General features: G+C 73.3%; 14 protein-coding genes. 8 read left to right on the forward strand and 6 right to left on the reverse strand.

The window, feature by feature from the left end; genetic code table 11:
* Positions 1-57: 57 nt before the first annotated feature.
* From ACFW3D_RS35825 to ACFW3D_RS35840, 4 genes are read right to left on the reverse strand one after another with little or no spacing between them, the layout of a single operon-like run.
* Positions 58-2,013 carry an amylo-alpha-1,6-glucosidase gene (locus ACFW3D_RS35825; RefSeq protein ID WP_500511709.1) on the reverse strand — a complete coding sequence of 652 codons (1,956 nt, stop codon included), beginning with the start codon at positions 2,011-2,013 and terminating at the stop codon, positions 58-60.
* Positions 2,010-3,380, reverse strand: a complete 1,371-nt coding sequence (locus ACFW3D_RS35830; protein WP_500511711.1) for an MGH1-like glycoside hydrolase domain-containing protein — start codon at positions 3,378-3,380, stop codon at positions 2,010-2,012. The genes ACFW3D_RS35825 and ACFW3D_RS35830 overlap by 4 nt, the downstream gene beginning before the upstream one ends.
* Positions 3,377-4,177 (reverse strand): sugar phosphate isomerase/epimerase family protein, encoded by an 801-nt coding sequence (locus tag ACFW3D_RS35835; RefSeq protein ID WP_500511713.1) that lies wholly within the window; start codon positions 4,175-4,177, stop codon positions 3,377-3,379. The genes ACFW3D_RS35830 and ACFW3D_RS35835 overlap by 4 nt, the downstream gene beginning before the upstream one ends.
* Before the next feature lie 14 nt (positions 4,178-4,191).
* Positions 4,192-5,238 (reverse strand): zinc-dependent alcohol dehydrogenase, encoded by a 1,047-nt coding sequence (locus ACFW3D_RS35840; protein WP_500511715.1) that lies wholly within the window; start codon positions 5,236-5,238, stop codon positions 4,192-4,194.
* A 153-nt stretch (positions 5,239-5,391) separates the two neighbouring features.
* Between ACFW3D_RS35840 and ACFW3D_RS35845 the strand changes: the two genes are divergently transcribed.
* The 8 genes from ACFW3D_RS35845 (at position 5,392) to ACFW3D_RS35880 (ending at position 13,216) form a co-directional block, all read left to right on the forward strand.
* On the forward strand, positions 5,392-6,792 hold the full coding sequence (locus tag ACFW3D_RS35845) for an ABC transporter substrate-binding protein (protein ID WP_500511717.1): 1,401 nt from the start codon (positions 5,392-5,394) through the stop codon (positions 6,790-6,792).
* 34 nt (positions 6,793-6,826) lie between these two features.
* Positions 6,827-7,834 (forward strand): carbohydrate ABC transporter permease, encoded by a 1,008-nt coding sequence (locus ACFW3D_RS35850; RefSeq protein WP_500511719.1) that lies wholly within the window; start codon positions 6,827-6,829, stop codon positions 7,832-7,834.
* On the forward strand, positions 7,834-8,703 hold the full coding sequence (locus tag ACFW3D_RS35855; RefSeq protein WP_500511721.1) for a carbohydrate ABC transporter permease: 870 nt from the start codon (positions 7,834-7,836) through the stop codon (positions 8,701-8,703). The genes ACFW3D_RS35850 and ACFW3D_RS35855 overlap by 1 nt, the downstream gene beginning before the upstream one ends.
* Positions 8,704-8,738: 35 nt before the next feature.
* Positions 8,739-9,935: an ROK family transcriptional regulator gene (locus ACFW3D_RS35860; RefSeq protein WP_500511723.1), complete on the forward strand. Its 1,197-nt coding sequence runs from the start codon at positions 8,739-8,741 to the stop codon at positions 9,933-9,935.
* 15 nt (positions 9,936-9,950) lie between these two features.
* Positions 9,951-10,835, forward strand: coding sequence for a Gfo/Idh/MocA family protein (locus ACFW3D_RS35865; RefSeq protein WP_500511725.1), 885 nt, complete (start codon positions 9,951-9,953; stop codon positions 10,833-10,835).
* A 103-nt stretch (positions 10,836-10,938) separates the two neighbouring features.
* Entirely contained in the window at positions 10,939-11,805 is an 867-nt protein-coding gene (locus ACFW3D_RS35870) for an NAD-dependent epimerase/dehydratase family protein (protein ID WP_500511727.1), read from the forward strand.
* A gap of 79 nt (positions 11,806-11,884) precedes the next feature.
* Complete coding sequence (locus tag ACFW3D_RS35875; protein ID WP_500511729.1) at positions 11,885-12,760, forward strand: LysR family transcriptional regulator; 876 nt, start codon at positions 11,885-11,887, stop codon at positions 12,758-12,760.
* Between the two features lie 102 nt (positions 12,761-12,862).
* The gene (locus ACFW3D_RS35880) at positions 12,863-13,216 is read left to right on the forward strand and encodes a WhiB family transcriptional regulator (RefSeq protein WP_500511731.1); all 354 of its coding nucleotides are present in this window, start codon (positions 12,863-12,865) and stop codon (positions 13,214-13,216) included.
* A 30-nt stretch (positions 13,217-13,246) separates the two neighbouring features.
* Here ACFW3D_RS35880 and ACFW3D_RS35885 read toward each other — a convergent pair whose 3' ends face one another.
* Entirely contained in the window at positions 13,247-13,657 is a 411-nt protein-coding gene (locus ACFW3D_RS35885; protein WP_500511733.1) for a nuclear transport factor 2 family protein, read from the reverse strand.
* Between the two features lie 233 nt (positions 13,658-13,890).
* The gene (locus ACFW3D_RS35890; protein WP_500511735.1) at positions 13,891-14,691 is read right to left on the reverse strand and encodes an alpha/beta fold hydrolase; all 801 of its coding nucleotides are present in this window, start codon (positions 14,689-14,691) and stop codon (positions 13,891-13,893) included.
* Positions 14,692-14,793: the final 102 nt, after the last annotated feature.

Raw genomic sequence — 14,793 nt, forward strand, 5'->3', positions numbered from 1 at the left:
TCCCCCGCCTGCGTGGCGGGGGACCCGGGACCCTCTGCGCGCCGCGGGCCGCCCTCCTCAGCGCAACGCCTCGGGGCCGCCGTTGAGCGCGGTGAGCAGCGCCAGGGGAGTGGCCGCGGCCCAGGCCTGGGGCGAGCAGGAGTGCGGGTACGGCACGGGTACCGGGTGCTCGTCCCGTCCGTACCCGGCCATCACCTCCGGCAGACGCCAGTCGTGCGCGGCGGCCGCCTGCACCAGCCCGTGGGCGATCCGCGAGGCCTCCTCCGCCAGACCGCTGCGCGCGAGCCCGAGCACGACGACCGCGTTGTCGTGCGGCCAGATGCTGCCGCGGTGGTACGACAGCGGGTGGTACGGGGCCTGGCCCGCCGCGAGCGTGCGCACCCCCCAGCCGGAGAAGAAGTCGGGCTGCAGCAGCCGCCGGCCCACCGTCCGCGCGTCGGCCGGGTCGAGGATGCCGGACCACAGCAGGTGCCCGGCGTCCGAGGCGAGGGCGTCCACCTGCCGGCCCTCGCCGTCCAGGGCGAGCGCGGGGAAGTCCCGGCCGCTCATCCAGAAGTCCCGGCGGAACCGCTCCCGCAGGTCCGCCGCGGCCTTCTCCAGCCGGTCCGCCTCCCCGGCGTCGCCCCAGACGGTACGGGCCAGGCGGGCGGTGCGGACCAGGGCGTCGTAGGCGTAGCCCTGCACCTCTGCGACGGCGAGCGCGCCCTCGGGGCGGCGGCCGTCGGCGAAGCAGATGGCCCCTTCGGAGTCCTTCCAGTTCTGGTGCGCCAGCCCGCCGCGCGCGGCGTCGGAGGTGTAGCGGAGGTAGTCGCCCGCGCCCAGCCCGCCGTCACGGAACATCCACTCCACGGCGGCACGGGCGTGCGGCTCCAGGCGCCGCGCGAGCCCCGGGTCGCCGGTCGCCGCGCTGTGGGCCTCCAGCAGCACCAGGAACAGCGGCGTGGCATCGGCGCTGCCGTAGTAGCGGCCGTACGGCACCTGCCCGAAGTGGGCGAGTTCGCCGTGCCGGACCTCGTGCACGATCCGGCCCGGCTGCTCCAGGCGGGCCGCGTCGTGCCGGGTGCCCTGGGTCGCGGCGAGGGCGAGCAGCGTGTCCGCGGCCAGCTCCGGCCGGTACGGCAGAGCGAACAACGAGGTCAGCAGGGAGTCACGGCCGAAGAGGGTGAGGAACCAGGGGATGCCGGCGGCGGGCACCAGCAGCGGCTCGCCCGCCGGGCCGGTCGCCGGGACGCGGAGCCCGGCCAGGTCGGCCAGGCCCGCCGCGCAGGCGCGCGCGAGCTCGTCCCAGTTGGTCAGCGAACGCGGCCGCGGCCGAGAATGGACGAAGCCGTCCTCCTCGGCGGCATGCCGGTTGCGGACCGACTCCGGGTCCGGGGGAGGGGGCGGTTCCGCGGCGCCGTGGGGCACCGCCCGGACGCTCAGGGCGAGCTCGGCCGCACCGTGGCCCGGCAGTGGCAGCCGCCAGGTCAGCAGGCGCGCGGTGCCGGCCGGCTCCAGCGGGCGGACGGCGGCGGGGGCGGGGGAGGCGGTGACCGTGGTGCGGGCGTCCCAGTCCTCGCCGCGCCGGTAGCGGAAGGCGACACCGTCCGGGCGGTCCTCGGCGGTGCGCCGTCCGTCGGCCTTGTCGTAGCGCCGGTGGTCGCCCCGCAGTTCGAACTGGTCCGCGAAGTCCGCGTCCACCTCCAGCGCGATCTCCACCGTGGCGGGCTCCGCACGGTTGCTCACCACGCGGATGCGTTCGGTCAGCGCGCCCGCCTCGACGGCCTGCCGCCGGAAGAGCGAGTACGCCGGCGGTTCGTCCCGGCCTCCCTCCGGGGTGAGCACGAAACCGTCGTCGGAGGAGGTCAGCAGGGACGGTACGACGCCGTCCGCGGTGAGCCGCCAGCGGCTCAGATGGCGGGCGTCGCGGAGGAAGAGGCCGTCCGGGGTGTCGCCGCGGCGTCCGGTGATGTCGCCGGAGCGGCTGGTGGAGGCGAAGGTGCCGCGGTGGACCAGCAGACGTTCGACGGTCATCGGGCGGGCTCTCCTTGCGGTGTCGGGTGCAGCAGGTCCAGGGCCAGGGCGGCGGTCCAGCTGAAGCGGCGGATGCCGCGGCCCTGGCCGCTGGCCGGTTCGACGTACTCGGCGAATCCGGTGCGGCGGGCGTCGTCGAGCGCCTGCTCGCGCAGGACGTCGGCCGCCCGGTCCGCGCCGTGCTGCCGCAGTCCGCGGTGGACCAGCCACGCGGTGTTGAACCAACTGGGGCCCCGCCAGTAGCGGTTGCCGTCGTACTCCGGAGCGGTGAGGTCGTAGCTCGGCACCAGGTGCACCCGGCCGAGCCGGAAGCGCTCGCCGTGCGCCGTCGCGATCAGCGACCGCGCGACGGTGTCCGGGAGGCCGGGCACGATCAGGGGCACCAGGCCCGCGACGCTGTGCCCGCCGACGGCCTCGCCGGTCGTCAGGTCCCGGGCGAGGAAGATGCCCGCGGCGGGGTCCCACAGCCGGTCGACCAGGGCGGCCGTGGCCTCGGCCGCCCTGCGGCGGTGCGGTGCGGGGTCCGCGCCGGTCGCCGCGGCGATCTCGGCGAGGGCGTGCTCGGAGGCGATGGACAGGGCGTTGAAGCAGGGGTCCTCGAGGGCGAAGGCGTGCGGGGTGCGCGCGTCGTCGTAGCCGTGGTCGCGGTAGTCGGCGGCGAGCCGGACGTAGCGGCCGTAGTCGAGGTCGGTGGGGCGGTCGGCGGCCTCGCTGTGGTCGAGGTCCGCCCTGCGGAAGGACTCCGGCGGCGCCGGTTCGACCCGGGCGAGCGCCGCGTCCCACACCGGGCTGTTGTCCAGCCCCGGCTCCCAGGGGTGCACCACGGCCGCCAGCCCGCCGCCGCCCAGGTCGCGCGAGGCGGCGAGGTAGCGGTGCCAGGCGGCCAGCCGGGGGTACATCCGCCGCAGGAAGCCGCGGCGCCGGGACTCGGCGGGGTCCGCGAGGTGGACCTGCCAGGCGGCGAGGGCGTGCACCGGCGGCTGGACGATGCCGGAGGTCTCGATGTCCCCGGGCGCGCCCGAGGCGGCGCCCGCGCCCGAACTGCGCCAGAAGTCGGGGCTCGGGAAGTACGCGTCCAGGGGCACCGAGGAGTTGAAGACGATGTGCGGGACACGTCCGTCGCGCCACTGCGCCCCGAGCAGGGTCTCCAGTTCCCGCTGGGCCCTGCGCGGGGCGAGCCGGGCCAGCCCGATGGCGATGAACGCGGAGTCCCAGCTCCACTGGTGCGGGTAGAGGGTGCGCGAGGGGACCGTCGCCGCGCCCGTCCAGTTGGACAGCAGGACCCGGGCGGCGGCCCGGCGCAGCTCGGCTTCCCGGTCCCCCTCGCGGCCCGGGGACCGCAGGGCCGGTTCGAGGACGGCCGTCATCCGGCGGCCCGGTGCAGGAAGGCGGGGACGGAGCGCACGGCCGCGACGGGGTCCCCCGTGAGACGGCACTCCGCGGCGAGGTAGCCGTCGTACCCCGCGGCGTCCAGCGCACCGAGCCAGGCGGGCCAGTCGAGGTGGCCGGCGCCGGGCTGGAAGCGGTTGGAGTCGCTGACCTGGGCGTGACCGATGAGCGGCGCCACGGCGAGGATGGCGGCCGCGGGGTCGGTCTCCTCGATGTTCATGTGGTAGCTGTCGATGCCGATGCGCACGGAGTCCAGACCGACCGTGCGGATCAGCTCGGCGGCCTGCTCCAGCCGGTTGACCATGTGGTCCTCGTAGCGGTTGAGGGGTTCCAGGAAGAGCGTGACACCCTCGGCGCGGGCGTGCTCGCCCAGTTCCGTCAGTCCCTTCAGGAGCACCTCGCGGTCCTCCTCCTCGCTGCGCGGCGGCTCGAAGGGCGGCAGCCGGCGGGAGAACATGCCGTACGAGGCCGGGGTCTGGGCGCCCAGCCCCCCGAGTTCGGCGATGACGCTGAGCTGCGACTTCATCTGCGCGACCGCATCGCGACGCAGGTCGGGGTCGAAGGCGCCGAAGAAGTGCAGCATGTCGACGCAGACGGTCGGCATGACGACACCGTCGGCCTGGGCCCTGCGCAGCTCGGGGAGCCGGTCGCGGAAGTGGAAGTCGCCCTTCCCGCGCAGCTCGATGGCGTCGTAGCCGGCCTCCTGGGCGAACTCCCACTTCTGCTGGAGGGTGTCACCGGGCAGCAGCTGTTCCTGGCAAGCGGTCTTGAACATGATCGAGGGGCCTCTCAGAACTCCAGGACGACCTGGAGCGCGTCGGCGGGACGCTCATCCAGCAGGACGTAGGCTTCGGCCGCGTCGGCGACCGGGACGACATGACTGACGAGGGACTGCACGTCGACGTGGCCCTCGGCGACCAGTCGCAGGAAGGTCCGCTGCAGGCGCTCGACGGTCCAGCGCCCGCTGAGCTGCGGCGGGACGCCGCCGATCTGGGAGCAGATCAGCTGTACGCGGTTGTGGTGGAACTCGTCGCCGAGCCGCAGGCCCACGCCGTCGCCCTGGTAGAAGCCGGAGGCCACGACCCGGCCGCCGACCGCGACCGAGCGCAGGGCGTCGTGCAGGGCCGGGTAGGCGCCGCTGATCTCGATGGCGACGTCCGCGCCGCGGCCGTCGGTGGCGGCGCGGATCCGCTCGGCGACCGCGTCCGTACGGGCGTTGAGCGTGGTCGCCGCGCCGTACTCCGCGGCCTTGGCGAGGCGGACGTCGAGCGCGTCGACGGCGGTGACGCGGGCGCCGTTCAACTGGGCGAGGCGGGTGGTGAGCAGTCCGATGACGCCCTGGCCGAAGACGGCGACGTCCTCGCCGAGATGGACGTCGGCGCCGAGGACGGCGTTGTACGCGATCGCCCCGACACGGGCGAAGGCACCGGCCAGCGGCTCCAGCCCGGCCGGGAGCACGTGCCCGGCCATGCGCTCGGCGGGCACGACGCCCTCGCTGCGGTGGCCCCAGATGCCCCAGACGAGGTCCCCGACGGCCGGCATGCCGGGGACGTCCGTGAGCTCGGGTGAGACCTCCGTCACCTCGCCGACCTCGGAGTACCCCCAGCCGGCGACGGGGTACTCGATGCCCGCGGCGCCGTCCCGGAACAGGCGCGCCTCCGGGTCCCAGGTGCGGGTCAGGTACGGGTTGGTGCCGCGGTAGGCGGTGAGTTCGGTGCCCGCCGAGATTCCGGAGTAGCGGGTCCGTACGCGCAGATGGCCAGGGGGCAGGGGGACTGACTCGCTCGGGGCGACCTCCACCTGACGGGGGCCGGTGAACTGGACTACGCGTTCCACAGGGGGACTCCGGAAAGATCGGTTATGCGGTCCGTTCAGCCATCGAAGGCTGACTTACGTCGAAGATATCCGAGACTTAAGTCTTGTCAACAAGCAAAAGTGATGCTCTGATGCAACGCGTACGTAACGCAAGGCTGACGATGAGGACGGTTGATGCGCATGTGGTCCCGACGGTCGAGGGCGCTGGCGAGCGGCTTGGCCGCCGTAGTGGGAATCGGGGTGATGTCCGGCTGCGCGGCGCAGGACAACGGGAAACCCGACAACAAGATCACCGTCTGGAGCCTGGAGAACCTCACCGACCGCGTGGAGGCGACGAAGAAGACCATCGCCGCCTTCGAGAAGGAGTCCGGGGTCGAGGTGAACCTGGTCGGGGTCGACGAGGGCCAGCTGCCGCAGCTGATCATGTCGGCCGCCGCCGCGGGCACCCTTCCCGACGTCATCGGGGGCATACCCCTCGCGCCGGTCTGGCAGATGTACAGCAACGGCCTGCTGAACACCGGCGCCACGAAGAGGATCGTCGACGACCTGGGGCCGGGCACCTTCAACAGCAACGCCCTCAAGCTGACCGGTGACGGCGCCACCCGCCTCGGCGTACCCAGCGACGCCTGGATGCAGATCCTCGTCTACCGCAAGGACCTCTTCGCCAAGGCCGGCCTCGCCGCCCCCGACAGCTACGACGCGATGCTCAGGGCCGCTCGGAAGCTGAACAGCGGCGGCACCAGCGGCATCTCGCTCTCCACCGACCCCGGCGACGTCTTCACCCAGCAGAGCTTCGAGGACCTGGCCCTCGCCAACGGCTGCGAACTCGCCGACGCCAAGGGCGACGTCACGCTCGACAGCCCCCAGTGCGACCGCGCCTTCGACGCCTACGACAAACTCGCCGGCGACTACGGCGCCCCCGGCACCCAGACAGTGGACACCACCCGGGCCGTCTACTTCGCCGGCCGCTCCTCCATGATCGTCTGGTCCACCTTCCTCCTCGACGAGCTGGCCGGACTGCGCGCCGACGCCCTGCCCAGCTGCGCCCAGTGCAAGAAGGACGCGCAGTACCTGTCCGACAACAGCGGCATCGTCACCGCGCTCAGCGGGCCCGATTCGGCCAAGCCCGCCCAGTTCGGTGAGGTCTCGTCCTGGGTCGTGACCAAGACCGCGGAGACCGCGGCCTCGGAGAAGTTCATCGAGTACATGATGGGCGACGGCTACCAGGGCTGGTTCGGCATGGCCCCCGAGGGCAAGATCCCGGTCCGGGCCGGGACGGCCGACGACCCGCAGAAGTACCTGAAGGCCTGGCGGGCCAGCGACATCGGCGTGGACACCAAGAAGTCCATGGAAGACGTCTTCTCGCCGCGGCTGCTCGACGAACTCACCGCCGGCGTCGGCAACATGAAGCGCTGGGGCATCACCCAGGGCCAGGGGGCGCTGGTCGGCGCCACCATCGGCGAACTGCCCATCCCCAAGGCGGTGGGCGACATGACCACCGGCCAGACCTCCCCGCAGGAGGCCGCCGAGGAGGCCGACGAGGAAGTCGCGGCCCTGCAGAAGTCCCTCCAGTGAGCCGCCCCCGGCCTCGTCCTTCAAGGAAGCAGTGATGAGCACCGCACAGAGCACACAGCAGCGGAGAACGCCGGAGGCGGACACCGCCAACGCCGGATCCCGGCGCCCCCTGACCCTGGCCCAGCGGGAGAACCGGGCCGGACTCGCCTTCGTCTCGCCCACCCTCCTGGTGGTCCTGGTCGTCGTGGTCCTGCCGATCGCCTGGACCGTCCTGCTGGCCTTCCAGCACGCCCGGCTGGTCGACATCCAGAGCATGGGCTTCCTGTCCAACTGGACCTGGGGAAACTTCAGCGAGGTCTTCACCTCGCCCGGCTTCTGGACCTCGCTGTGGACCACCCTGGTCTACACGGTCGGCGCCACCGCCGGCTCCATCGTCCTCGGCCTGATCGCGGCGCTCGCGCTGCGCCGCCCCTTCCGCGGCCGGGCGCTGCTGCGCGGCACCATGCTGCTGCCGTACGTGGCCCCCGTCGTCGCCGTGACCTTCGTCTGGGAGATCGCGCTCAGCCCGCAGTTCGGTGTCGTCAACGAGGTGGGCACCAAGCTGTTCGGCTGGGACGAGCCGGTCGCCTTCCTGTCCACCAGGTCCCAGGAGATCTCGCTCCTGGGCTGGCACGTCCACGTGCCGCTGGCGCTGCTGACGGTGATCGCCTTCGAGACCTGGCGCTACTTCCCCTTCGCCTTCCTCTTCCTGATGGCCCGGCTGCAGGCCGTCCCGGAGGGCCTGGAGGAGGCCGCGGTGGTCGACGGCGCCACCCTCACCCAGCGGTTCCGCCACATCCTGCTGCCCCAGCTGATGCCGGTCATCGCCCTGCTGTCGGTGCTGCGCTTCATCCTCACCTTCAACAAGTTCGACGACATCTACCTGCTCACCGGCGGCGGTTCGGGCACCGACGTGGTCGCGGTGCGCGTCTACGACTTCCTCACCGCCCGCTATGACGTGGGCGCGGCCGCCGCCCAGGCCCTCGTCCTTGCCGCGATCCTCGCCGTGCTGCTCGGCATCTACTTCAAGTTCTTCGCCAAGAAGGTTCAGGAGGAGGCGTGATGGCCAGTCGCGCACAGATCGAGGACCGCACCTTCGCCGTCCTGCGCTGGGTGGTGATCGTCGGGCTCGCGATCATCACGATCTTCCCCTTCTACTACATGCTGCTGCTCTCGGTGAAGCCGATCGACCAGCTGCTGCTCGACCCCGGCAAATTGTGGGTCGGCACCTCGGAGTTCACCCTCGACACCTACCGCACCGTGCTCAAGTCGGTCGACGACGGCGGCCAGGGCTTCCTGCGGATGCTCGGCAACTCCGCGCTGGTGGCACTCGGCTCCATGCTGCTGACCCTGCTGGTGTCCGTCCCCGGCGCCTACGCCATCACCCGGCTGAAGTTCTTCGGCGGTCGGCAGGTCAGCGCGCTGTTCCTGGCCGTCTACCTCTTCCCGGCGACGCTGCTCGCGGTGCCGCTGTTCGTCATCTTCGCCCGGATCGGCCTGCAGGGGAGTCTGTTCGGCCTCGCGATCGTCTACATCGCGCAGACCGTTCCGGTCTCCATCTACATGCTCAAGAACTACTTCGTCACCATCCCCGAGAGCATCGAGGAGGCCGCCGCCCTCGACGGCGCCTCACGGATCCAGACCGTGCGCAAGGTCGTCCTGCCGCTGGCCGCGCCCTCGTTGATGGCCACCGGGCTGTACGTCTTCATGATCGCCTGGAACGAGTTCCTCTTCGCGCTGCTGTTCCTCGCAGCCGACCCGGACAAGTGGACGGTGTCGCTGGGACTTCAGCAGCTCGCCAACGGCATCGAGGTGCCGAAGACCGTCCTCATGGCAGGCTCCGTCGTGCTGACCATTCCCGTGGTACTCCTTTTCTACGCGGCCGAACGGCTCCTCACCGAGGGCCTGACCAGCGGCGCGGACAAGAGCTGAGCACCATGGCCCGACACGAGGGGGAGCGAGCACGCATGGCTACGCCCTGGAGCACCGCCGGACACCTGCTGGAACTGATCAGGACCGGGCAGGCGACCACCCGTGGCGAACTCCAGCGCGTGACGGGCCTGTCCCGCTCGACCGTCGGCCAGCGGCTGGACCAGCTCTTCGCCGCGGGCTGGCTGCGCACCGTACCCGGCGGGCAGTCCACCGGCGGACGGCCCTCCACGCACCTGCAGTTCGACTCCGGGCACGCCGCCGTGCTCGCCGCCGACCTGGACACCACCAGCGCCCGCGCCGCGGTGCTGGACCTGTCCGGACGGGTACTCGCGGAGCACACCGGGGAGTTGCTGCTCGACCGGGGCCCCGACCAGGTGCTGGACGAGCTCGGCCGCCGGTTCGCCGGACTCCTCGCCGCCGCCGGTGTCCCGGCGTCGAAGGTGTGCGGCGTCGGCCTGTCGGTGCCCGGCCCCGTCGACTGGACCACCGGCGTGGTGGTCCGGCCGCCGATCATGCCGGGCTGGGACGGCTACCCCGTCCCGGCCCGGATGCAGGAGGCGCTGGTCCGCCACGCCGGACTGCCCTCCTCGGTGCCGGTCCTCGTCGACAACGACGCCAATCTGATGGCCCTGGGCGAGCAGCGCGACTCCTGGCGCGACTGCTCGGCCTTCGTCCTGGTCAAGGTCTCCACCGGCATCGGCGCGGGTGTCGTCATCGACGGAACCGCCTTCCGCGGGATCGACGGCGGCGCGGGCGACCTCGGGCACATCCGTCTGCACGACGCGTCCGACGCCCTGTGCATGTGCGGCTCCCACGGCTGCCTCGCCGCCGTCGCCAGCGGCCGCGCGCTGGCCGGGCAACTGAGCGCCCTCGGCGTGCCGGCCGGCTCCGCCGCGCAGGTGCGCGAGCACCTGGACGCCGGCCAGCCCGACGCGGTGCGCCTGGCCCGCGAGGCCGGCCGGCGCTGCGGCGAGGTGCTGGTCACGGTCGTGACCCTGCTCAACCCCGGCGTCCTGATGATCGCCGGGGACCTCGCCGAGACCCACTTCGTCACCGGGGTGCGCGAACTGCTCTACCAGCGCGCGCTGCCCCGGGCCACCCGCAACCTGCAGGTCGTGACCTCCCGCCTCGGCGACCGCGCCGCCCTCGCCGGCGCCACCGCCATGGTGGTCGAGCACCTCTACGCCCCGGACCAGGCCAACGAACGGCTGGCCGCCGCGGCCCCCAACTGACCCTGGAGCACCACCGTGAACACCCCTGCCCCCCTCCCCGCCCCCGTCGAGGTCGGACTGATCGGCGCAGGTCCCTGGGCCCGGGCCATGCACGCGCGGATCCTGGCCGCCGGACCCGAGACCCGGCTCACCGCCGTCTGGGCCCGGCGCACCGAGGCCGCCGAGGAGATCGCCGGCACCTACGGCGCGGCGACGGCCGGCAGCCCCGAGGAACTCTTCGACCGCTGCGAGGCCGTGGCCTTCGCCGTGCCGCCCGCCGTCCAGGCCCAACTCGCCGTACGGGCCGCCAAGGCCGGCAAGGCCCTGCTGCTGGAGAAGCCGCTCGGCCCCGACCTGGCCTCGGCACGCGCGGTCGCCGACGCCGTGGCGGAGGCCGGCGTCGTCTCCCAGATGGTGCTGACCAAGCGCTACCAGGCCGAGACCCGCGACTTCCTGCGGCGCGCGCGGGAGGCCGAGGTCACCGGCGCACGGTCCTGCTATCTCCACGGGGCCTTCCTCGGCGGGGAGTTCGCCACCGGCTGGCGTCTGGAACAAGGCGCGCTGCTCGATCTCGGCCCGCACCTCATCGACCTCCTCGACGCGGCCGTCGGTCCCATCGCCTCGATCCGCGCCACCGGTGACCCCCGGCGATGGGTCGAGGTCACCTGCGAGCACGAGAACGGGGCGGTCAGCCAGGCCTCCCTCTCCGGCAGCGTCCGGCTGCCGAAGCCGCGCACCCGGATCGAACTGCTCGGTCCCGGTGGGGAGCTCGTCTACGACACCTCCGCCATCGACCACGAGGAGGGCTGGCCCGTCCTGCGCGCCGAGTTCGCCGCCGCCGTGCGCTCCGGCCGCACCGGCGAGCTCGACGCACGGCGCGGACTGCGCCTGCAGGAGCTCATCGACGCGGCCCTGCGCTGATACCCGACGGGTATCACAGGGCGCGGAACAGGTCTTGGACGCGCCACCCGTGCCGCCCGAAGACTCGGAGGTGTCACAGGACATCACGAGAAAGGCGAGCGCCATGAAGGTCTTCCTCACCGGAGGTTCCGGCTACGTCGGGCGGGCCACCATCGAGGCATTGGTACGCCGGGGCATCCAGGTCGCGGCTCTCGCGCGCAGCGAGGACTCGGCCCGCGTCGTCCGCGACCTCGGGGCCGTCCCCGTGTCCGGGGACCTCACCGCTACGGACGTGCTCCGCGCCGCCGCGCGTGACGCCGACGGGGTCATCCACCTGGGACAGCACTACGGTCCCGACACCGCCGAGGTCGACCGGGCGGCGGCCGCGGCGCTGCAGGACGGCGCCGGGCCGCGCCCGTACGTGCACACCGGCGGGGTGTGGGTCTACGGCGACACCGACGGTGTGGCGGACGAGGACGCCCCGCTGGCCCCGCCGCGCATCACCGCCTGGCGGCCGGAGAACGAGAAGCGCGTCCTCGCCCGCGCCGCGACCGGCGAACGGCCGGTCGTGGTCATGCCCGGCCTGGTCCACGGCCGCTCCGGCGGGCTCGTCGAGATGTTCTACGCGGCCCCGGGCCGGGAGACCGGCTCCGTGCCCTGCGTCGGCGACGGCGCCAACCACTGGTCGACCGTGCACGTCGACGACGTCGCCGAGCTCTACGCGCTGGCCCTGAACGCCGCGCCCGGCTCGGTCTACGCCGGGGTCGGCGACCTCCACCCGACCCAGGCGGAGGTCGCCCAGGCGGTGAGCCGGGCGATCGGCCGCCCCGGATCGGTCCGGCGGCTGACCGAGACGGAGGCCGAGGAGCGGATGGGCCCCATCGCCGAGGCCTTCGCCCTCGACCAGCGGCTCACCGGCGCCCGGGCCCGCCGTGAGCTGGGCTGGCGGCCCACCCGGCTCGACCTGCAGGCGGACCTCGCCCGCTCCTGAGGCCGCCCGCTGAGGAGCGCGGTCCGGACGGATACGCTCGAAGTGTGTCCGTCCCGGTGAGGAGGCGAGGAGGGGCCCTGTGGACCTGGATCTCCGCAAACTGCGGTACTTCGTCGCGGTCGCCGAGGAACTGCACTTCGGCAGAGCGGCGCAGCGCCTGCACATCGCGCAGCCCGTGCTGTCGCGGCAGATCAGGGCGCTGGAGGACGAACTCAAGGTGCGGCTGTTCTCCCGTGACCGCCGCAGCACCGAGCTGACCGCGGCCGGTACGCAGCTCCTCGCCGACGCCGGACCGCTCCTGGCGGCCGCCGACGCCACCCGGCGGCGCGTCGCCCGCGCGGACCGGGGCCACGCCTCCTTCACCGTGGGTTTCATGCCCGGACTGATCGTCACGGGTGCCGTTCGGGAGCTCTCCCGCCGGCACCCGGACCTGTCGGTCGAGGTCGTCAGGACGGGCTGGGACGACCAGACGGAGGTGATCCTCGACGGACGCGTCGACATCGGCTACGTCAGGATGCCCGTCGACACCCGCGGTCTGGCGACCCGCGGCCTCCTCGCCGAACCCCGCGTCGCCGTCCTGCCCGCGGACCACCCCTGCGCCGGCAAGCCCGCCCTCGGCATCGCGGACCTCGCCGGCGAACACCTCCTGCAGGACCCCGCCGCCGTGCCCGAGTGGCGCGACGTCGCCCGGGAGCTCGCCGGCCCGCGGCGCCGGCCGGCCGTCCCGGCCTTCCGTTCCGTCGAGGAGAAGCTCGAGAGCGTGGCGGCGGGGCGCGGGGTCGTCGTGCTGCCGCTCTCCACCGCGACCTACTACACCCGCGCCGACCTCGCCCACGTAGAGATCGAGGACATCGGTCCCAACCGGGTCGTCCTCGCGTGGGACGGCAGCCGGCACGACCCGCTGATCGAGGAGTTCGCCGACATCGCGGTCGCCCGCGCCGATTCGTCCGCCTGACCGCTGAACGGTTTCCGCACCCGTTCCGTACTGAGGGCACGGGGACGAGAGGAGATGCCCCGCGCGAAGGCGCGACGGGGCGGCGGAGCAGGAGATACGCGGATGAAGCTTGACGTGGTGGGGGAGCCGGGGCCGACGGGCACCGGCGGCGAGTCCGACGTCTGGGTGGAGAACTGGGGAGCGCAGGCCATGTGCCGGATGGAGGACCCGGACGTGCTGTTCGTCCAGGGTGCCGCCCAGAAACGCGTCAAGGCCGTGTGCGGCGGTTGCCCCGTGCGCACCGAGTGCCTGGCCGACGCCCTGGACAACCGTACCGAGTTCGGCATCTGGGGCGGTATGACGGAGCGTGAGCGCCGCGCCCTGCTGCGCCGCCGCCCCACCGTCACGTCCTGGCGCACCCTGCTGCGGACGGCACGTCAGGCCTACGAGCGCGGTCCGCGGCGGGCCTCTGCCTGAGGCCCGGACGCCAGGAGCCGGGCCCGGTGGTCAGCGGCCGACCGGGCCCTGCGGGCCCGCCGGGTCATCGCCGTACGCGTCGAACCCGACGATCCTGCCCTCCTCGACCGTGAAGACGTGCACGATCGCGCTGTCGAAGGGGCTGGTCCCGTGCCCCGCGCCCTGCGTACGTCCGACGGCGACGACCTGGCCGCCCTCCTCGAAGAGCCGGTCGGTCTCGATGCGGCTCTCGATCATGTGGAACGTCCTCTTGAAGAACGCCGCTAAGCCGGCGAGCCCGGAGACCGCGCCACCGCCGGGCAGCGCGTCCGTCACCCGGACCCGGATCCCCGGGGAGGCGATGGCCGCCAGCGTGTCCCGGTCGGACCGCAGCATGGCGTCGTACATCGCCTCGGCGACCTCGGGTGGGGCCGCGCTCCCGGACCCTGGTGTCTCGGGCATGGCGATCTCCTGAGGTGATTCAAGGATCAACTGTTGGGAAGGTTGTCGGATCGTAGGTGAGCATAGGGGAGTTGGGGGTTCCTCCGCCGGGCGGTCCACGCGGCGAGACCCGTCGGCTTCCGGCGGGACCCCGCGGTCGGCTCGGGCGTGCCACTCGTCGGGACCGAACACCTCGTAGCGGATCGCCGCGGGGTGGCCTCGCCGGGTCGCCCGCTCCGTCCGGCCGGAGTCCGTCAGCCGAGGCCGTCGAGGAAGGCGGCCATCGCCTGGCGCAGCGCGTCCGGGCGCTCCAGATGGACGTCGTGGCCCGCCCCGGGGACGCCGACGGCCACCGCACGCGGCTGCCGGCGGCACATCCCCTCGGCCTCCTCGGCCCCGATGATCCCCTTCTCGGCCAGGACGACCAGCGTCGGGCACCGCAGCGCGTCCCACTCCTCCCAGAAGGCGCGTTCCGCGTTCTCCCGCAGGGACGCCACCATGACGTCGCGGTCGAAGCGCGGCCACCAGCCGCCCTCGCGCCGCTCCAGGCCCTCCGCCCAGCCCCTGCCGACCGGGCCGCCGCCGAGGAACGCGGCGGCGGACTCCACCGAGGGGAACGGCACCGGCCAGGAGTCCAGCCACGCCCCGATGTCCGCGGGAACGCCCGGGTTCGGGCCGCCGGGTCCCGCCTCGACCAGCAGCAGGGCGCGGACGAGATCCGGGCGGGCCGCGGCCGTCAGCATCGCGGTGTGGCCGCCGAGCGACTGGCCCACCAGGACCACCGGCCCGGTGCCCAACTCCTCGACGACGGCCACGGCGTCGGCCACGTAGGCCGCGCGGGAGACGTCCCCGGGAAGCCGCTCGGAGGCGCCGTGCCCGCGCTGGTCCACGGCGACCACGCGATGACGGCGGCTCAGCCACTCCGCCGTCCCGTCCCATTCGCCCGCGTGCCCGGCCAGACCGTGCAGCAGCACCACCGACGGCCCCGGACCGGGCCGGTCCCGGCACTCCAGCCGTACGCCGTCGCGGACCACCGTCATCCGGGACCACGTCATCCGAACCCCTCCTCCGTCCCGGCGCGGAGAGCCGCGCCACCCGTCGCCCCGCACCTTGCCGGACGCGGCGGGCGCCCGCAAACGACGCTCCCCGGACCGCCC

This window comes from Streptomyces sp. NPDC058864 (assembly GCF_042742985.1).
Classification (GTDB): domain Bacteria; phylum Actinomycetota; class Actinomycetes; order Streptomycetales; family Streptomycetaceae; genus Actinacidiphila.